The 18257-nt window shown below is 40.2% G+C and carries 21 protein-coding genes and 2 pseudogenes; 17 read left to right on the top strand and 6 right to left on the bottom strand.

Features of this window, described 5'->3' with window-relative positions:
* Window positions 1–135: 135 nt before the first annotated feature.
* Both LC033_RS10815 and LC033_RS10810 read right to left on the bottom strand, forming a co-directional pair.
* The gene (locus tag LC033_RS10815; RefSeq protein WP_226568253.1) at window positions 136–1371 is read right to left on the bottom strand and encodes an MDR family MFS transporter; all 1236 of its coding nucleotides are present in this window, start codon (window positions 1369–1371) and stop codon (window positions 136–138) included.
* A gap of 464 nt (window positions 1372–1835) precedes the next feature.
* Window positions 1836–2285: a YfmQ family protein gene (locus LC033_RS10810; protein ID WP_226568252.1), complete on the bottom strand. Its 450-nt coding sequence runs from the start codon at window positions 2283–2285 to the stop codon at window positions 1836–1838.
* Between the two features lie 281 nt (window positions 2286–2566).
* Between LC033_RS10810 and LC033_RS10805 the strand changes: the two genes are divergently transcribed.
* The 4 genes from LC033_RS10805 to LC033_RS10790 all read left to right on the top strand — a co-directional run bounded on the left by LC033_RS10805 (window position 2567) and on the right by LC033_RS10790 (window position 4566).
* On the top strand, window positions 2567–2899 hold the full coding sequence (locus LC033_RS10805) for a hypothetical protein (protein ID WP_226568251.1): 333 nt from the start codon (window positions 2567–2569) through the stop codon (window positions 2897–2899).
* A complete protein-coding gene (locus LC033_RS10800) occupies window positions 2896–3876 on the top strand; it encodes a GNAT family N-acetyltransferase (protein ID WP_226568250.1) in 981 nt (326 codons plus the stop codon). The genes LC033_RS10805 and LC033_RS10800 overlap by 4 nt, the downstream gene beginning before the upstream one ends.
* Window positions 3877–3987: 111 nt before the next feature.
* Complete coding sequence (locus tag LC033_RS10795; protein ID WP_226568249.1) at window positions 3988–4314, top strand: iron-sulfur cluster biosynthesis family protein; 327 nt, start codon at window positions 3988–3990, stop codon at window positions 4312–4314.
* Between the two features lie 12 nt (window positions 4315–4326).
* Window positions 4327–4566, top strand: a complete 240-nt coding sequence (locus tag LC033_RS10790; RefSeq protein WP_024422884.1) for a YqkC family protein — start codon at window positions 4327–4329, stop codon at window positions 4564–4566.
* 139 nt (window positions 4567–4705) lie between these two features.
* Here LC033_RS10790 and LC033_RS10785 read toward each other — a convergent pair.
* Window positions 4706–4819, bottom strand: a pseudogene (locus LC033_RS10785) (IS3 family transposase); the annotation flags it as partial.
* Window positions 4820–5094: 275 nt separating this feature from the next.
* Between LC033_RS10785 and LC033_RS10780 the strand changes: the two are divergent.
* Window positions 5095–5286 (top strand): annotated as a pseudogene (locus tag LC033_RS10780) (transposase); the annotation flags it as partial.
* Between the two features lie 68 nt (window positions 5287–5354).
* Here LC033_RS10780 and LC033_RS10775 read toward each other — a convergent pair.
* Window positions 5355–5771 carry an IS3 family transposase gene (locus tag LC033_RS10775; protein ID WP_226568248.1) on the bottom strand — a complete coding sequence of 139 codons (417 nt, stop codon included), beginning with the start codon at window positions 5769–5771 and terminating at the stop codon, window positions 5355–5357.
* 496 nt (window positions 5772–6267) lie between these two features.
* On the opposite strand from LC033_RS10775, the gene LC033_RS10770 reads away from it, so the two are divergent.
* Window positions 6268–7530: a Rap family tetratricopeptide repeat protein gene (locus tag LC033_RS10770; protein WP_226568247.1), complete on the top strand. Its 1263-nt coding sequence runs from the start codon at window positions 6268–6270 to the stop codon at window positions 7528–7530.
* A gap of 26 nt (window positions 7531–7556) precedes the next feature.
* On the opposite strand, the gene LC033_RS10765 is transcribed toward LC033_RS10770, so the two are convergent.
* Both LC033_RS10765 and LC033_RS10760 read right to left on the bottom strand, forming a co-directional pair.
* Window positions 7557–8483, bottom strand: coding sequence for an alpha/beta hydrolase (locus LC033_RS10765; RefSeq protein ID WP_226568260.1), 927 nt, complete (start codon window positions 8481–8483; stop codon window positions 7557–7559).
* Window positions 8484–8707: 224 nt separating this feature from the next.
* Window positions 8708–9634, bottom strand: coding sequence for an aldo/keto reductase (locus LC033_RS10760; protein ID WP_226568246.1), 927 nt, complete (start codon window positions 9632–9634; stop codon window positions 8708–8710).
* Between the two features lie 167 nt (window positions 9635–9801).
* Between LC033_RS10760 and LC033_RS10755 the strand changes: the two genes are divergently transcribed.
* From LC033_RS10755 to LC033_RS10705, 11 genes are all read left to right on the top strand, one after another.
* Entirely contained in the window at window positions 9802–10359 is a 558-nt protein-coding gene (locus LC033_RS10755) for an NUDIX hydrolase (RefSeq protein WP_226568245.1), read from the top strand.
* Window positions 10356–11537 (top strand): TIGR00375 family protein, encoded by a 1182-nt coding sequence (locus LC033_RS10750; protein ID WP_226568244.1) that lies wholly within the window; start codon window positions 10356–10358, stop codon window positions 11535–11537. The genes LC033_RS10755 and LC033_RS10750 overlap by 4 nt, the downstream gene beginning before the upstream one ends.
* Window positions 11524–11976, top strand: coding sequence for a GNAT family N-acetyltransferase (locus LC033_RS10745; RefSeq protein WP_226568243.1), 453 nt, complete (start codon window positions 11524–11526; stop codon window positions 11974–11976). The genes LC033_RS10750 and LC033_RS10745 overlap by 14 nt, the downstream gene beginning before the upstream one ends.
* 24 nt (window positions 11977–12000) lie before the next feature.
* On the top strand, window positions 12001–12255 hold the full coding sequence (gene brfA / locus LC033_RS10740; RefSeq protein WP_226568242.1) for a ribosome rescue factor BrfA: 255 nt from the start codon (window positions 12001–12003) through the stop codon (window positions 12253–12255).
* 110 nt (window positions 12256–12365) lie between these two features.
* A complete protein-coding gene (locus LC033_RS10735) occupies window positions 12366–13496 on the top strand; it encodes a S8 family peptidase (RefSeq protein WP_312887866.1) in 1131 nt (376 codons plus the stop codon).
* 115 nt (window positions 13497–13611) lie between these two features.
* Window positions 13612–14256, top strand: a complete 645-nt coding sequence (gene spoIIM / locus LC033_RS10730; protein WP_226568241.1) for a stage II sporulation protein M — start codon at window positions 13612–13614, stop codon at window positions 14254–14256.
* A gap of 121 nt (window positions 14257–14377) precedes the next feature.
* Entirely contained in the window at window positions 14378–14830 is a 453-nt protein-coding gene (fur, locus tag LC033_RS10725; RefSeq protein WP_003215577.1) for a ferric iron uptake transcriptional regulator, read from the top strand.
* A 118-nt stretch (window positions 14831–14948) separates the two neighbouring features.
* Complete coding sequence (locus LC033_RS10720) at window positions 14949–15176, top strand: YqzK family protein (protein ID WP_226568258.1); 228 nt, start codon at window positions 14949–14951, stop codon at window positions 15174–15176.
* A 6-nt stretch (window positions 15177–15182) separates the two neighbouring features.
* The gene (xerD, locus tag LC033_RS10715; protein ID WP_226568240.1) at window positions 15183–16073 is read left to right on the top strand and encodes a site-specific tyrosine recombinase XerD; all 891 of its coding nucleotides are present in this window, start codon (window positions 15183–15185) and stop codon (window positions 16071–16073) included.
* A gap of 153 nt (window positions 16074–16226) precedes the next feature.
* Window positions 16227–17411, top strand: coding sequence for a phosphopentomutase (deoB, locus tag LC033_RS10710; RefSeq protein ID WP_226568239.1), 1185 nt, complete (start codon window positions 16227–16229; stop codon window positions 17409–17411).
* 11 nt (window positions 17412–17422) lie between these two features.
* Complete coding sequence (locus LC033_RS10705) at window positions 17423–18235, top strand: purine-nucleoside phosphorylase (protein ID WP_226568238.1); 813 nt, start codon at window positions 17423–17425, stop codon at window positions 18233–18235.
* The last annotated feature ends 22 nt before the right edge of the window (window positions 18236–18257 follow it).

Genomic DNA, 18257 nt, shown 5'->3' with positions numbered 1-18257 from the left:
GATAACTCACTCTTGTCCCCATAGAAAAAACACCTCCATGTTTTATTTCGGATCACAACGGTCCGTTTTCAAACTTGAAGGTGTTTTTTATTTGTCTCATCTTAGGGGGTCAGTCCCCATATCAGAGCGGTTTTTCTAATGACCTCCACTGACTTTAACAGCCACGATAGCCGCCGTTCGTTTTTTAAAGCGGTAGTATCCGATGAGTAAGAACGGGGCACCTGCAATGGTGACAATCGACAGGACGGAAAAAATGGAAAAGGGATGGGCTGCGCCAAAAAAGTCAATACACAATCCGCCGACAAATGGACCGACGACGCTGCCTAGCTGAGAAAATCCCATCGCGCCAAAGTACGATCCTTTCACTTCAGGGTTTGCAATATTGTCCACAAAGAGATCCATCATCGCAAAGAGCAGGACTTCACCAATCGTAAACACGACAATGATGAAAGCAAGCATGCCAAGACTTTGTGAAAAAGCAATGGCTAACAAACTGCCTGCAAGAAGAACATTTCCGGTCGTCAACGACAAAATGGTCGAGTAGCGCTTGGCGATCATGATAAGCGGGTATTGAACGACAATGACAACGACGGCATTTAATGATAAAAGATATCCAAACAGCTTAGGGCCATCCTCAATAACAGGAGACGCTGATAAATATTGTGGCAGTGTTGAGCTTAGATGTGAATAACCGAACGAACATAAGGTAACGCCGATGAGAATAATGCTAAAGACCGTATCTTTCTGGATAATAGAAAGAGCTTTTTTGACACTAATTTGTTTGTTGCTTTCTGGTGCAGCAACTGGGTGTTTTTGAAATTGCCATGCCAGCGTTAAGCCATATAGAAAGTAAATCAAGGCAGCAACGAGAAACGGAAAGGTTGTTTTTGATGACCCAAGATATAAGCCAAGCAGCGGGCCGAAGATTACGCCAATGTTAATGGCCGTATACCGTAGATTGAAAACAAACAACCGAATGCTTGACGGTGTCACATCCGATAAGAGTGCTTTAGAAGTTGGCTCAAACAGTGCTCGGCACAGTCCGTTTAAAGCATTCATGATAAAGAAGACCCAAATGGCATCTGCAAACGCAAAACCAACAAAGACAAGTGTCCAACCGAAGATCGATAAAAGCATGACCTTTTTTCTTCCAATTCTGTCAGAAATATAGCCACCATAAAAACTCGCAACGATCCCAATAAGAGAGCTAACGGCAATGATTAATCCAGCTGAAGAGGCTGAGGCGCCTTTGACTTGTGTCAAATAGACGGCTAAAAAAGGAATGCTCATGGACGTCGCCATTCGGCCAAATATCGTACCGATGATGATCGTCCAACTAAGCGGATGCAAAGTACGTAAATTATTTTTCATGCTGTCCTCCCCTGAGTTTGTAAGATGTTCCCATCATACATGAAAAATTGTGCAAATTAAATACACAATTTGATGGAGGAGACATCCGCCATATGGTAGAGAAGCTTGAACTGGTCATAAGAATGTTTCTTTTTGCCGATGTGTTGAGGACTTAATGGGCAATGACTTTCCATCTATCTGCTTATAGCCATTTGACGACAATCCATATTAATCGAGATCAATATTGACAATTTGCTATAAGGAAAGGGTTAGAACATCTTCGTTATTCACCATTTTCATGCGCTGCGTTTCATTTCATAATGATTGGCTTTGACCCTATTGGAACGTATGCTCTGTTTCTGTTGTAACCAACAGGAGGCGTAATTGATACTGGGAAAACATCATAAGAAAAGAAGCAATGAAATTTGTAGAACCATACAAAAAAGACGAAGTGTCTTCCACTTCGTCCAATCTGTAGTGTATTTTCAAGCATGTGCCATGTTGTGGAACGTTTGGAGCGGTTCAGAACGCAAACGATAAGCCGTAAGCTTTTTCTTTGGCTTATGTGTATACTGCCGCACCACGTCCACGTGATCATCATAATGGAACAGATAAAGGGTGACATCGTGCTTACCAAGCTTTGTTTGCAAGGTAAGCGGGGCTGGTCCTTCATTCGGGTGAAGAAAGCGCTCTTCATCACCAGGATAAATATAGTAGCGTTCAATAAAGATCGCATCATTAAAATGTTGAATGACTTCAGATGTTCGCTGATCATCAAGCGAACGACCCTGAAAAGTAATATTTGTTTGATCACTTGTTACTTTTGCATGCACCGCATAACGACTCAGCAGGCGTTCGACCACACCAGAAGGCAGCGAGGTGACAATCAGTTTTAAAAGACTAAACACAACAAGGGAAATAACAACCCAAACCAATATCATCATCTCCAATAAACATTTGTTACATTTCCTATATGATCCATCTTAACATAACCAAAGAAAGAAACTTTCGCACAAAAAGTGAACTTTTTGAAATAAGTGTGAAGGTTTAAAAGGAGGTGGCGGCCAAAAGAAGAACCAACAAATGAAAATGAAAAAAGGCTGGCATACTGTCTTTACAACCATTTGATCAGACAGGTAGACTATCGAAACAATCATATTTTTGAGAAAAAAGCGATTCAAACAAGGAAAGCAAATTGAAAAGGGGCGAGGCCATCATGATACGTCAAGTAAAGCCGTCAGATTTTTACGCCGTCACATCCGTTATTCAAAGCTGGTGGGGAGGCAGAGATTTACGTGCAAAATTGCCAAAGCTCTTTTTTGAACATTTCCAGCATACAAGCTTTGTTGTCGTTGAAAAGGAATGGAGAACAACAATTAAGGCTGTGACAGCTTCTATCAATAAAGTCTTCATTGCTTACCATACAAAACTCGGTTTTCAGATAGAAAAGGGAGATAAAAAAGTAGACGGTATCTCGGTTTTTTCAGATTATGATGGAATTCATGAAGACCGTGTGTTATTTGTGAAGAGGCTGGAGGAGAAAGGATGATCAGTCAGCTAGATCAAAAAAATAAAGAACAAGCAAAACAGATCTTACATATCCAATTGGCTGCATATCAGAGGGAAGCAGAGCAAATTGGCTACCAATATTTACCGCCCTTAAAAGAAACGGTCAAGGACATCATGGAAACAGATGAGATGTTCATAGGGTTTGAAAAAGAAGGGTCTTTGTTAGGGATCGCTTCATATGAAATGTATGAGGACCGAATCGTCCTCAGCCGGTTAGCCGTGCATCCTCAGCATGCCCATCAAGGGATTGGAACAAAGTTGATGCATTCCATTATCGAGCATCATCAACCAATTGAACTCACAACGGCGGAAGCGAATATACCAGCGATCCGGCTCTATGAAAAGCTTGGGTTTAAACAAACGAACCGTTTTCAAGTAGAAAACGAGCTCATGTTAACAAAGATGGAACGTTCGATGCTTCGAAAGGTGGAAGTGGTTGAATACAAAATGAGCTGGCACGAACAATTCCGTCATGAATTAGAGAAACTGAAGAAAGCAGTGGGTGACAACTGGGTAGATGGTCACCACATTGGCAGTACGTCAATCAAAGGAATGGCCGCTAAGCCTATTATTGATATTCTGCTAGAAGTGAAGCATATCAACGACCTAGATGAGTGTAATCACCTGTTTAGTCAGCTTGGATATGAAGCCCTCGGAGAAAATGGACTCAAAGGAAGACGTTTCTTTAGAAAAGGCGGCTTGAACCGATCACATCACGTTCACGCCTATGAAGCTGGACATAAGGATGTAAAAAGACATTTAGTGTTCCGGGATTATTTAAGAGCAGCACCTGAGCGTGCCAAGGAATATGCAGACAAAAAGCGCCAATTAGCGAAAGCACATCCGGAGGATATAGCAAGCTATATAAATGGAAAAGATGCGATCATGAAAGAAATTGAACAAGAGGCCTACAATTGGTCAAAGCAGCTTGAAACAAATGATCAGACAAGTGAATGATCATTACATAGAACAAGATATTCTGAAGTAGGAACTGGCAAGGTCGAGAACATGTTTAATTGATGGCTGATATGTTACAATGTAACAATCAATGAAAAAAGGATGTTCGTCATGTATATTCATATAACAGAACCAGCAGCAGCCTTTCTTACAAAAAGACAAGCAGAGCATAAAACAAAAGAACTGCTTCTTCGCTATGATTCAGATGGATGCGGTAGTGCAGTAAGCGGTGTACCAATGATCTGGCTGACAAGCGAAAGAACAGGTGAGTGGGAACAGCTCAAGCATAATCAACCATTTAACCTGTATATACACACAGCACAAAAGGTATTTTTTGAAGAGGAAATGACGATTGATTTTAATGAAAAAACCAATACACTCATGTTGAAAAGTTCTCAACAAATACTCAGCCCGAGAATGGGTATACTTGTAAAGTAAGGTGGAAAAGTAGTGGATCAAAAGCTGAAAGTGATACAAAACACGGCACAAAATAAAACGTGGGTGTCGTTTTTAAATAATAATCATCCTTATAGCCTTCTGCACTGGTCAATCGGTGGAATGGATTCAGTGAAAAAGGACGTTTGGCTTCTTCAGGATGAAGTCACATTTGAAACGGAAGAATTTCCAACGCTCGAATTAGCTGTCAATTGGATCAAAGAGAATATGGATCAAGTAACAGATGTCTTATAAAAAGCTCTTTGCTGTGGTCTTACCCCTGTCAAGTAGACACATATAAAAAGCCTAAGCTGCCAGTGTGTGACGGTATTCTACCGGAGCACACTGGTTTAATTTTTTCTGGAATCGATCGTGATTTTAGAATTGAATGTAAGGCATTATCTAGGCAGTTCCCTCTTCGAGAATGACTGCCCTTCAAACCAACGTTTTCTAGTCGCTTTTGATATGCTGGTGTTGTGTATTGAAAGCCTTGATCAGAATGAAGTACTGCTCCTTTGACAGTTTCCACGCGACGATCTCATTGTTGTACAGATCTTGTATAGCAATAATAGAAACGATGCTGGCAAGCAATATAGGTAATATCAGTTACATATAACTGATTGCAGCTTGTAGACAAAGTCTACAAGCTTTTTTGTATAATAAGGGTAATAACACAATTCTGCGGGGGATGAACATGTTATCGAAACGTGAAGAAGAGAGAAGAAATCAATTAGAAGTAGTGGCTTTAGATGAATTAGTGCCTGAAGATCATCTTGTGCAATGAATAAGAACATCTACGCAAAACGTAAAGAAACGATTGAACGCGTTTTTGCGGATGCAAAAGAAAAGCATGGTATGCGTTGGACGAAACTTCGTGGACTGAAAAAAGTTTCAATGCAGGCGATGCTTACTTTCGCTGCCATGAATCTCAAAAAGCTAGCAAACTGGACATGGAAAGGACCATGTCCAGCGTAAGACAACTGATAAATTTTATCAAAATAAGTGAAAACCCCACTTTTACTTGAAGTAAAGGTGGGGTTTGTCTACGGTCTGATATCAGTTACATATAACTGATTGTATTGATTGGTTTTAAATTTTCGGTTTAATCTGTTTGGATGGACAACCGAAGCTTGTCTTCCGAAATAACGACGTTTTTTTCGAATGATTGATTGGATGTTCATCTCTTTCATCAACCTGTAGACACGCTTATGGTTGATGTGAAATCCTTCTTTCTTTAAAGCGACTGTCATCCGAGGATAGCCATAGAAGGGATGTGAATGATGAATGGCCATGATGTGCTCTTTTAAGAGTTGTTCATTCTGTTTCCGTTCCATTCTAGTCCTTTTATTCTTAAACCATTTATAATACCCCGATCGTGATACTTTGGCGATACAAACGAGCCATGTCAACGGATAAAGATTCTTTAATTCATGAACAGCTTCAAACCATGCAGTCTTCAAAATCCGTCCTCCCCATGAAGATTTGGATAACGCTTTTTTAAGTATTCTACCTATGCCTTTAAATAATCTCTTTCTTCTTCTACATTTTTAAACGTTAACTTAGGACGTCCACTAAAAGGATTTTCTGACTTTGTCTGTTTTCCTCTTCGGTCTTCAAAAGATTGTCCCTCACGATATTTTCTGACCCTTAGAGGGGATAATATCACTGAAGAGGGCTTTTTTCGTACCATCATCATCTCATCAAACAGCAGAGCTGTCTAATTTGATAAATGATCTTTTTAAATGACAAAAAGCAGTTTTCAACGAATGATTCGACAAAATGAGAAAAATGGGAATGAAAAAATAGTGGCAATAAATGCCGAAAAATAGGCAATGGAAGCGTTTATTGCGGGATACCGAAAACTTTGCGAAAAACGACATTTCATATTTCTTCCATTCGAGGAAATATGATAGAATACAACATGTATCGTATATGGAAGGGAGGTACTAAAGTGAATTGAAGCTCAAGCTGTCATCGCCTCAGGTTGGAATCAAAATAAACGAATGGTATAGGCAAATTTGCGGATTTCACGTCATGAAAGCAGAGAAGCTGAAAGCCGAGATCGAGCAGGAAATCCTTGAGATGGAGCAGGATCAAAACCTGTTGCTATTTTACCAGCTAATGGATTTTCGCCATAAGGTGATGCTCGAATATTTTGAACCGGCAAAGAAAGCTTCGAATGATGAAGAAATTAAGAAGCTTCTAGAAATGATAGAGCATTCGCAAACGAAATTAACCGATATGCTTGAATACTATGTTCATTTTTTCACAGGAATGTTTGAATTTGAACAGAGAAATTATTTAAGCGCTATTGCTTATTACCGTTCCGCAGAAAAAAAGCTCAATCTCATATCTGATGATATAGAAAGAGCAGAATTTTATTTTAAATTAGCAGAAATATACTACCACATGAAACAAACCCACTTTTCGATGCACTATGCCTTGCAAGCGTTAGACACGTACTCTGCCTACAGAACGTACATGCTGAGAATCATCCACTGTGAATTTGTTATTGGTGCAAACTATGATGATTTGAAATGCTATGAACATGCATTGCCCTACTTTAAAAATGCTCTAAAGCGAGCACGCTCAATTGGAAACCCTCGAGTCATAGGTTCGGCCCTTTTCAACTTAGGTAACTGCTATTACCAAATGAACGACCTTGCGGCAGCAAGTCGTTATCTGAAAGACTCTCTTGAAGTGTTTGAAAAGGAGAATTTAACCCATCTGAATCGCTCTTTAGACCCACTATTTATGCTCACACAAATCCTGTTTAAACAAAAACAAATAGAAGAGTCGTTAACCCTCTATCAACAAGGTATTATGAAAGCCTGTGAATTAGAAGATGAAATTTATATCTGCAAATTTCAGTTTTTAAAAGCATTATACGTTGATGCAGAAATAAAGATCATAGACGATACATTAGACCTGTTGGAGGACAAGCGCTTATACCCGGATATTGAGGAATTGGCACTTGATGCAGCTCATTATTATAATGAGCTTGGATTATTTGAAGTATCTACTCGGTTTTACGAAAGGAAAATTCAAGCTATATCAAAAATTCAAAATGGAGGTCATTTATATGAAAATGAGTTTGATAGTTCTTTTATTGGCAGCAACTGCAGGATTATCGGTCATGAGTCAACAGCAATCGGAAGAGAGTCATATGGAGCTAGCGGGCAGACACCATACAACAGTGGTGACTATCGTATAAGTTAACTAGTAAAGAGGAGATGAACTGCTGTTCATTCTCCTCTTTTCTCTTGATTGAGTTCAAATGTTTGAAGAAATGCTTGGACCTCTTGTTCATAAGCTTCCTTATTTTCACTAAAAGACATCGCATGAGCACCGTGTGGCGCAATAAATAGCCGTTTATCACCCTTTTTTCGTTCATATAACTGCTGGCTTTGTTCGCACGGGATATAATCGTCATGACGGCTATGGATAAAGAGAACAGGTTCTTTCACCTGATCGATCACATCAAGCGGGGAAACTTGCCGGATGCGATATCCGTCCCTCCATTTTAACACTTGATCACTTAGTGGAAGAATCCAATGACCTGAAAGGCGAAAATCCGTTTTTAACCGAAACACCAGCTGATCCCTAAAAGAAGCAAAAGGACAATCCGCAATGTAAAAATTTGCGTTTGCTTCTGGTTTTGAAGCATATAACAAGGCAGTAACTGCACCCATTGACTCTCCATGTATTCCAATGACGGCACTTTCCCCGATCCTTTTTCTCAGCCACTGAACAACCTGCGCTAAATCTTCTTTTTCATAGTATCCATAACTAGTGGTTTTTCCGCCACTCATCCCATGTCTTCTATGATCATAAAGCATCACATTCCATCCGAGCTTTTGGAATAATTTCATATATTTAACTGAATTGATCAAACTGACTGTGACGCCATGGCAAAGCACGATGGTGCGAGTTGTTTTTGGAAACGGCACAAAGTAGCCATGAACATCATAACCAAATGATGAGGGAATACAAACTCTCTCTTTTTTCAACTGTTTAAATTCCTCGTGATGATAATGACCTTCATCTGATTCTCGTTTGATTAACTCTTCATCTGTTAATTTACGAATGTACATCATTTTATTGGTGAAAAAAATGCCGATTGCAGCAAGTGGAAATATTATAAAGGCAAGTATAGCGGTCCATCTCTTCATCAAGCTCATTCTTCCTTTCTGAAGTTTTTCTATGATGATCATACCACATGTTGGGAGCTTGGCGTCACTCTTGCTCAGCAAATAAAATGGATGGTACACTAGGGCAAAAAAGAAAAACAAAAACGACAAGAGCTCCTTCCTCAGAGCTGCTAGATGAAAGTCATTTAGATGGAGAAAGCATAAAAGCTAAAAATGAGATCACATAAGGAGCTTCCTTTTACGTTCTATTTATTGAAACGGTGCGTCTCATACACAGACTGTCTTGTATAATATGTCAATGCTTTTACTTCTTGATCGCTTAAAGAACGTGCATTTGCCGCTGCCACATTTTCTTTTAACTGTTCCACCGAGCTTGCGCCAAAAACAACGGAACTGACAGCAGAATGCTTTAGTAAGTATTGAATGGACAGTTCAGTGAGTGATAAGTCATAGGCGACTTTCTTTAACGAAGGAATGACCTGATGAAGCTCTTCAAATGAGTATTGAAGATACCCGTTCTTTTGAATCGCTGCACTTGCTTGCGAAAGTGGTTTTTCAGTTAATAATCCTTTCGCTAGAGGACCTCTTGCGACGACACTAATGCTTTGTTCTTCAAGAAGAGAAAGCCATTCTTCTGGACGGCGGTCGAGTAAACTATATTGCATCATCACACTGACAATGTTCGACTTTTTGGCATATTCTTTCATGACATTTGGACGGATAGAAGATATGCCGTAATATCGAATAACGCCTTCTTCTACTAATTCCTCAAAAGCCTCAATGGTTTCATCAATTGGGTCATCAATCGTGCCCCCATGTAATTGATATAAATCAATATAATCTGTTTGAAGCCGTTTGAGGCTCTGTTTCACTGCCTCTTTTATGTATGCCTTTGAAGGGTCCCAGTCCCAGCCAGATTTGCCCTTTTCAAAGCGGTTGCCGCCTTTTGTGGCCAAAATCAAATCTTGCCGCCTGTTTTTAATGGCTTCCCCGACAATTTCTTCATTTGTCCCAAAATCATATAAATCGGCTGTATCCAAATAATTAATTCCAAGGTCTATAGCCTCATCTAATAAAGAGAGCGCTTTTCCTTTTTCCGTTCCAAGGGACATACATCCTAGTGCCGCCTCGCTCACCAAAAGATCCGATGTACCAATTCGTCTTTTTTTCAATTCCATCACACTCCTATCCTTTCACCTTAAGTGAAAAAAATCTGGAATTCAAGTTAGGTGATTTTAAATGGTGCATTGAAGCGAGCTTTCGCTTTTCGACTCTCCTAAATCATCTATGTTAAAATAAATGAAGGAAAAAGTGAAAGTAGAACGAGGAGCTGACAAAATTGAAGGACTTTGAAGAAAAAACATTATCGTCTAAAGAATTATACAACGGAAAAATCATTGACTTGGTTCTTGAAGATGTAGAATTGCCCAATGGAAGACAGGGCAAACGAGAAATCATCAAACATCCAGGTGCAGTAGCAGTCATTGCACGTACGGAAGAAAATAAAATCATTTTGGTCAAGCAATACCGTAAAGCACTAGAGCGGGCCATCGTTGAAATCCCGGCTGGAAAATTAGAACAAGGTGAAGAGCCGGCACATACAGCACTGAGAGAATTAGAAGAAGAAACAGGGTACACGACTCAGCAGCTAAAAAAGCTGACCGCCTTTTATACATCGCCAGGGTTTGCAGATGAAATTGTTCACATATATCTTGCAGATCAGTTGGTTCCTCTTGAAGAAAAAAGAGATCTGGATGAAGATGAATTTGTCGAAGTGATGGAAGTTTCGTTAGAAGAAGCATTGCACCTCATCGAAAAACAGTATATTTATGATGCAAAAACAGCCTATGCCATTCAGTACTTACAGCTGCAAGAGGTACTTAAGTCTACAAAATGAGGGAGTTTTTTGCTGACATCCATATTCATATTGGCAGAACGAGAACAGGCAGGGCTGTCAAAATTACAGGTGCAAGGTCGCTCACAATTGACCAAATTTTATTAGAGGCGTCACAAAGTAAAGGGATGGGGATGATCGGTGTGATTGATGCACAATCTCCTGAAGTCCTAGAAGAATTGATAGAAGGTGTAGAGGAAGGCAGATACACTGAATTGAATGATGGAGGTCTATCATTTGGGCAAACGGTTTTACTTTTAGGCAGTGAGATAGAAATCAATGATGACTATTCAAAGGGTCCGATTCATGTGCTTGCGTTTATCCCCACATTACACAAAATGTGCGAGTTCTCTGCATGGCTCTCTCTACACATGAAAAATGTGCATTTGAGTTCACAGCGCCTTTATGTTGATGGGAGAACACTTCAGCGTAAGGTCAAGGAGCTTGGAGGGTTATTTATTCCTGCCCATATATTCACACCGCACAAAAGTTTATACGGCAAAGGGGTAAACACTTCTTTAACAGAAGTATTAGATCCAGAACTCATTGATGCTGTTGAGCTTGGTCTTAGCTGTGATACGTCAATGGCCTCCCAGTTAAGTGAGCTGAACCGCTATCCCTTTTTAACGAATTCAGATGCTCATTCCTTAGGGAAAATTGCGCGAGAATATACAAAAATTCAAATGGAGCATGCCTCCTTTTCAGAATTCAAACTAGCCCTTCAAGAAAAAGATGGCAGAAAAATCATAGGAAATTATGGCCTCACTCCGCGGCTTGGAAAGTATTATCATACGACCTGCGAAAAATGCGGGATAAGACCTGACAACCAAGACCAAGAAAAATGCCACGCATGCAGACATACCCGGATGACAAAAGGGGTGAGTGAACGTTTAAAGGAGCTTGCCGACCAAGAAAGTGACAAACGGAAGAGACCTCCTTATGTTCATCAGCTCCCGCTTCAATTTATTCCGGGGGTTGGAGCCAAAACGTTAGAAAAGCTAAAAGCTGTTTTTCACACAGAAATGAATATACTTCATCAAGCAACAGAACAAGATTTAAAAGCTGTCCTGCCAGAAAAAACAGCCAATTACATCATCAAAGCGAGAAAGGGCGAAGTTGGACTGATCTCTGGCGGAGGCGGAGTCTATGGAAAGGTGGATATCAATCATGAGTCAACTTAATTGGACGTGTCAAACATTTGAACAACTGGCGAAAGAGGATCTTTACCTGATGTTGATGGAAAGAGTCAATGTGTTTGTTGTAGAACAAGCATGTCCTTATCCTGAAATCGATCATCGTGATCAAGAAGCGCTTCATTTAATCGCAAAAGAGAACGGAGCCATTGTGGCTTATTGCCGAATATTCCAAAGGGGGGTCATGTACACGGAGGCATCCATCGGTCGTATCCTTGTAACCCAGGCTGGCCGGAAAAAAGGTTACGGGAAAATTCTGCTCAGCAAGGCTTTGGAAAAGCTCAGTGAATTAGGTGAAACAAGTGTCAAAATTCAGGCGCAGGCGTATTTAAAATCGTTTTACGAATCATTTGGCTTCAAAGCTGTCTCAGATTGTTATGATGAAGATGGAATCCCGCATCTTGATATGGTGAAAAAAGAAAGATAGGCGTGTTTCGTCTATCTTGTTTAAATGCTTTCATGTATCATTACGACAACGAAAGGGGTTTTGCTAAATGGGAAAAGCAAAGCAAAGAAAAAGCGAGAACCTATACAAAGGCAGCACAGCCGAAATCCTGAACTGTCGAGAGGACACATGCCGCATTTTAGTACACACGAAAGAAAGACAAAAACAAAACAAGAAGCCTTGATGAAGAAACATAAAGGTAGGAATGCTTATGATCGCGATCAAGAAGATCATAAGCATTTTTATTTTGCTTTTTTATGAAGAATAATCAAATAAATGGAAAATTATAAAAAAATAGGACAAACGGTCGTTTCTTTTTGTCTCAAAATGTAGTTAAATGACAAAAAGCAATAAAAGGGAGAGTGAGTATTGTGAATGTCAAGACATTTGGTGCAGGGTTTTGTATGGTAGCGATGCTGCTGACATCGATCACGTTTGGTGCATCAGATATATCTGCAAAGGAGCAAGCAAAAAAAGAGTATATGATCGGATTTTCTTCTTCAGTTCAAGACAAAGCAAAAAAACACCTTGTTGAAGAAGCTGGTGGGCATGTGAAAGAATCAATAGAACAAATAGATATGATGAAAGTTTCATTGAATGAGGTATCGAAAGAGAAATTGAATCAAGCAAAAGAAGTCACCTTTATTGAGGAAGACCAAAAAGCAAAAACAACCGGTCAAACTGTCCCACATGGCATCGAAACCATTAAAGCGCAAAAGGTACATAAACGAGGGTACGCCGGACAGAATGTCAAAGTAGCTGTTCTTGATAGCGGCATTGATGGCAAGCATGAAGATTTACACGTAACAGGTGGGGTGAGCTTTGTTCCAACGGAGTCTGACCCGCTTGTTGATCCGCATGAACACGGAACACATGTGGCAGGCACGATCGCAGCATTAGATAATAAGGTTGGAGTCGTTGGTGTCGCGCCAAAAGCTTCTATTTATGCTGTTAAGGTAGCAGATGAAAATGGTGATAGCTACTATAGTTGGATTGTGAAAGGCATTGAATGGGCCATCGAAAATGACATGGATGTCATCAATATTAGTATGGGGGGAGCAAGTGAATCAGAGGCACTGAAGGAAGCTGTAGATAGAGCGTATGACAAAGGAATTCTGATTGTGGCTTCTGCCGGAAATGCTGGAAGTTATGGTTCACTCAATACGATTGACTATCCTGCAAAATACAGCTCAGTGCTGGCTGTCGCATCTGTTGATCAAAGAAAGAAAAGAGCCTTTGATTCCTCTGTTGGCGAAGAGGTAGAAGTATCGGCCCCAGGCGTTTCAACGTTAAGTACAATTCCTGGTAACGAATATGGCTACAAGAGCGGAACGTCAATGGCTTCACCACATGTAGGGGGGGCAGCGGCTGTGATTCTATCAAAACATCCGAATCTAACGAACGAAGAAGTGCGTGAAAGACTTTCAAAAACATCGACAAAGCTTGGAGATCCATTTTATTACGGTGCTGGGCTTGTGAACGTACAAAAAGCCGCACGATAAATGAAAAGAGAAAGCAGTTGTGCTGGCTGCTTTCTCTTTTTCTTCGATAAAACTGTCATGTTTCGTAATCTCTCTCATAGAATCTAGTAACCTTTACTATTTGGGAGGAAGACGCATGCGGAAAAAGTCTTGGAAGGAACATCTACTTCAGCACGTAAAAGATCATCTATCGATTTATTTGTTTGTCTCTGTACTCTTTTTAATGGGTGTGATCTTTGGAGCCATCATCGTCAATAGCATGACAATCAGTCAGAAAGAGGATTTATTCTATTATTTAAATCAATTTTTTGGTCAGTTGACGAATGAGAAAGCAGGAGAAACAAAAGAAATGTTTTTGCAAAGCTTTCTGCATCATATGAAATATTTAGGCCTCATATGGATACTAGGAATTTCCATCATTGGCCTGCCGCTCATTTTTCTCATGATTTTCTTAAAAGGAATTGTCGTTGGATTTACTGTCGGTTTTCTAGTGAATCAAATGGGGCTCAGTGGATTCTTTCTTTCTTTTGTATCGGTTCTTCCACAAAATATCTTGCTCATTCCAGCCTATTTAGTGATCGGAACTTGTGCGATTGCGTTTTCCATTCGTTTGATTGGGCAGCTTTTCATGAAAAAAACCATCAGACAAGCGCCAGTTCAGTGGTTTGGATGGTATGCATCTGTGCTGCTTATGATTTTAGCGCTTGCTGCACTTTCCTCATTTTTTGAATCGTACCTATCATTCATGCTGATGAAAAAACTCGCGGGTGTCCTTTTTTGAGAACTTTATAATTGTTATTAAATAATAATAAATTTATTTATCAATTTAAAATGGTTATAGTTGGCTCTCTGCACATCATTTGATATAATGATCAAGTAATGTGGCGTAGGAGGGAAAGTTAATGGAAAATCGGATTGATCGAATTAAGAAACAGCTTCATTCTTCCAGCTATAAGCTCACGCCACAGCGTGAAGCAACAGTAAGAGTACTGCTTGAGAATGAAGAAGACCATTTAAGTGCAGAAGATGTATACCTCCTCGTAAAAGAGAAGTCTCCTGAAATTGGTCTTGCTACTGTTTATCGGACGTTAGAATTGCTAACTGAACTGAAAGTTGTTGATAAAATTAACTTTGGAGACGGCGTTTCGCGATATGATCTTCGCAAAGAAGGAGCCGCTCACTTCCATCATCATCTTGTCTGCATGGAATGCGGGACAGTCGATGAGATAGAAGATGATTTATTAGAAGATGTTGAAGAGATTATTGAAAGAGACTGGAAATTTAAAATTAAGGATCATAGATTGACATTCCATGGAATTTGCCATCGCTGTCATGATGATGAATCCGGCAAATAATCCGGGATTGGAACCTTTTCATTCAAAATGAAAAGGTTTTTTGTATGTTCGCTGTATATTCCTTGTCCCATCTGGCATATGCTGAAGTAATGAGAAGATGAGAAAGGACATGAAGATCATGCAAAAATGGCTCAAAACAACAGGTGAAGTGATAAATGTATTTATCTTGTTCACTGGTTTTACCGTCTTGTTCTATTATGCTATGATATGGATAAATTCAGAATATGAGAGCTATCATCGTTATGATAAACCAGAGGGTGCAGCGATTAAAGTGATGGAAATGAATCAGCCGAATCAAGACAACTGGCAAGACCGATTGATCTATTTTTATCAAAACGGGGAGTAGAAACCATTGAACGATCAATTATCCGACTTTATTCATTTTATGACAGTAGAGAGAGGGCTATCTGAAAATACCATTGTCTCTTATAAAAGAGATTTACAGAACTACTTGTCTTTTTTAATGACACACGAGCAGTTGACGGATATCAAAGATATCACGCGACTACATATCATTCATTATTTAAAGCAGCTAAAAGAGGAAGGGAAATCGAGTAAAACGTCTGTGCGACATCTATCATCGATCCGTTCCTTTCATCAATTTTTACTTCGGGAAAAAGTGATAACAGATGACCCATCGTGGAACATTGAAACGCAAAAAACAGAGCGGAAATTACCGAAGGTTGTATCCCTTGATGAGGTGGAAAAGTTGCTCGATACACCAAAGCGGCACACACCATTTGACTACAGGGACAAAGCCATGCTGGAGCTTTTATATGCAACAGGTATTCGCGTGAGTGAAATGCTGGATCTCACGCTTGCAGATGTTCATCTCACAATGGGCTTTATCCGCTGTTTTGGAAAAGGAAGAAAGGAGCGAATTGTGCCAATTGGCGAGGCCGCTGCAAGTGCAATTGAAGAGTATATAGAAAAAGGCAGAAGCAAGCTGCTAAAAAAAAAGCCAGCGGATGCCTTATTCCTCAATCATCACGGGAAAAAGATGTCGAGACAAGGCTTCTGGAAAAATTTAAAAAAACGAGCCCTCGAAGCAGGCATTCAAAAGGAATTGACGCCGCATACGCTCAGACATTCATTTGCTACACATTTGCTTGAAAACGGTGCTGATCTAAGAGCTGTACAGGAGATGCTCGGTCATGCAGATATTTCAACGACACAAATTTATACACATGTCACGAAAACAAGACTGAAAGAAGTGTATCATAAATTTCATCCAAGGGCATAAGTAAAGCATGACACGGTGAACATGTATCATGCTTTTTTTATGTTTGTACGTTTAAGGTTGTCATTTGACTTGAAAACCGTTTATACTTGAGATGTCTGACCTCTCTGCATTTGAAAGGTCAAAGGATAAGAATATTAAAGGGGGCGATTTTTAATGCCTGATTATCAGTATAAACGCATTTTCATCATTGTGATGGATTCAGTAGGGATTGGGGAAGCTCCAGACGCTGCTGATTTTAATGATGTAGGTGCAGATACACTTGGACATATTGCTGAAAAAATGAACGGGCTTTATATGCCGAATATGGCGAAGCTTGGGCTAAGTCATATTAAAGAAATCAAAGGAATTCCAGCGGACGAAAAACCGCTTGCGTATTATGGAAAAATGCAAGAAGCATCAAACGGTAAAGACACAATGACAGGGCACTGGGAAATGATGGGTCTTTACATAGACACCCCGTTTAAAGTCTTTCCAGACGGATTTCCAGAGGAACTATTAAATGAACTAAAAGAAAAAACAGGGCGTGGAATCATCGGAAATAAACCAGCCTCTGGGACTGAAATCCTTGATGAGCTTGGCGAAGAGCACATGAAAACAGGCGATTTAATCGTTTATACATCAGCCGATTCTGTTTTGCAAATTGCTGCTCACGAAGAGGTAGTACCATTAGAAGAACTTTACCGCATTTGTGAAATGGCACGAGAACTAACATTAGATGAAAAATATATGGTAGGGCGCATTATCGCTCGCCCGTTTGTCGGGGAGCCTGGTGTATTTATCAGAACGCCAAACCGTCATGACTATGCTTTAAAACCATTTGACCGTACAGTTATGAATGAACTGAAAGATGATGGACTTGATGTCATTGCCATTGGAAAAATCTCTGATATTTATGACGGCCAAGGAATCACATCTTCTCTCAGAACGAAATCGAACATGGATGGAATGGACAAGCTGGTCGAGACACTTAAAACAGACTTTACTGGACTCAGCTTTTTAAACCTTGTTGATTTTGACGCTCTATATGGGCACAGAAGATATCCAGAGGGCTATGGAAAAGCATTAGAGGAATTTGACGCACGTCTTCCTGAAGTGTTTGACCTATTAAAAGAGGATGATCTGCTTGTGATCACAGCAGATCACGGAAATGACCCGGTTCATCACGGAACAGACCATACAAGAGAATACGTTCCGCTCATTGCTTACAGCAAAAAGCATCAGGAAGCGAATGAACTGCCAACAGCGAAAACCTTTGCTGATCTTGGGGCAACGGTAGCAGATAATTTCAAGTCAACGATGCCAAAATACGGAACAAGCTTTTTATCTAAACTCAAATAGGGGGAAATCTCGTGGGAGCACAGTTTTCAGAAGCGGCAGCATACATTAAACAAGCATCGACATACGTACCAACAGTAGGATTGATTTTAGGTTCAGGGCTAGGCATTTTAGCTGATGAGATTGAAAATCCAATTAAATTGAAATATGAAGATATTCCTGGATTCCCTGTTTCAACAGTAGAAGGACATGCAGGACAGCTCGTAATCGGGACGCTGAAAGGCACCGTCGTATGTGCGATGCAAGGGCGTTTTCATTTCTATGAAGGATATGATATGAAACAAGTGACGTTTCCTGTCCGTGTGATGAAAGAAATTGGCATTGAGACATGCATTGTGACAAATGCAGCCGGCGGTGTGAATACGTCCTTTCATCCAGGCGATCTCATGCTAATTACGGATCATATCAATATGATGGGAACCAATCCATTAATTGGACCAAATGACAGTCAAGGGGTTCGTTTCCCAGATATGTCTGCACCTTATGATAAGGATTTGCTCGCACTTACAGAGAAAACGGCTCAACACTTAGGAATATCTGTACAGCAAGGTGTTTATGCTGGGATGACGGGTCCTTCTTATGAAACACCAGCTGAAGTTCGTTTCCTCAGAACCCTTGGTGCTGATGCGGTCGGTATGTCCACTGTGCCAGAAGTCATTGTGGCGCGTCATGCAGGATTGAAAGTACTTGGTATTTCATGCATCTCCAATGCTGCCTCAGGTATTTTAGATCAGCCGCTTTCTCATGATGAAGTCATTGAAGTGACGGAAAAAGTGAAAGCAAGTTTCCTTGATTTAGTGAAAGATGTTGTGAAACAACTCTCATAGCAAGTTTCCAAAAGCCTACTGT

It is taken from the genome of Bacillus stratosphericus (assembly GCF_020524495.1).
Taxonomy (GTDB): domain Bacteria; phylum Bacillota; class Bacilli; order Bacillales; family Bacillaceae; genus Bacillus; species Bacillus stratosphericus_B.
This window is presented reverse-complemented; position numbering and strand designations above follow the sequence as displayed.

Coding starts and splice junctions, on each gene's coding strand:
- fur (WP_003215577.1), top strand. CDS start 14,378: ATGGAAAATCGGATTGATCGAATTAAGAAACAGCTTCATTCTTCCAGC.
- deoB (WP_226568239.1), top strand. CDS start 16,227: ATGCCTGATTATCAGTATAAACGCATTTTCATCATTGTGATGGATTCA.
- LC033_RS10720 (WP_226568258.1), top strand. CDS start 14,949: ATGCAAAAATGGCTCAAAACAACAGGTGAAGTGATAAATGTATTTATC.
- spoIIM (WP_226568241.1), top strand. CDS start 13,612: ATGCGGAAAAAGTCTTGGAAGGAACATCTACTTCAGCACGTAAAAGAT.
- LC033_RS10815 (WP_226568253.1), bottom strand. CDS start 1,371: ATGAAAAATAATTTACGTACTTTGCATCCGCTTAGTTGGACGATCATC.
- brfA (WP_226568242.1), top strand. CDS start 12,001: ATGCTTTCATGTATCATTACGACAACGAAAGGGGTTTTGCTAAATGGG.
- LC033_RS10745 (WP_226568243.1), top strand. CDS start 11,524: ATGAGTCAACTTAATTGGACGTGTCAAACATTTGAACAACTGGCGAAA.
- LC033_RS10795 (WP_226568249.1), top strand. CDS start 3,988: ATGTATATTCATATAACAGAACCAGCAGCAGCCTTTCTTACAAAAAGA.
- LC033_RS10750 (WP_226568244.1), top strand. CDS start 10,356: ATGAGGGAGTTTTTTGCTGACATCCATATTCATATTGGCAGAACGAGA.
- LC033_RS10765 (WP_226568260.1), bottom strand. CDS start 8,483: ATGAAGAGATGGACCGCTATACTTGCCTTTATAATATTTCCACTTGCT.
- LC033_RS10805 (WP_226568251.1), top strand. CDS start 2,567: ATGATACGTCAAGTAAAGCCGTCAGATTTTTACGCCGTCACATCCGTT.
- LC033_RS10800 (WP_226568250.1), top strand. CDS start 2,896: ATGATCAGTCAGCTAGATCAAAAAAATAAAGAACAAGCAAAACAGATC.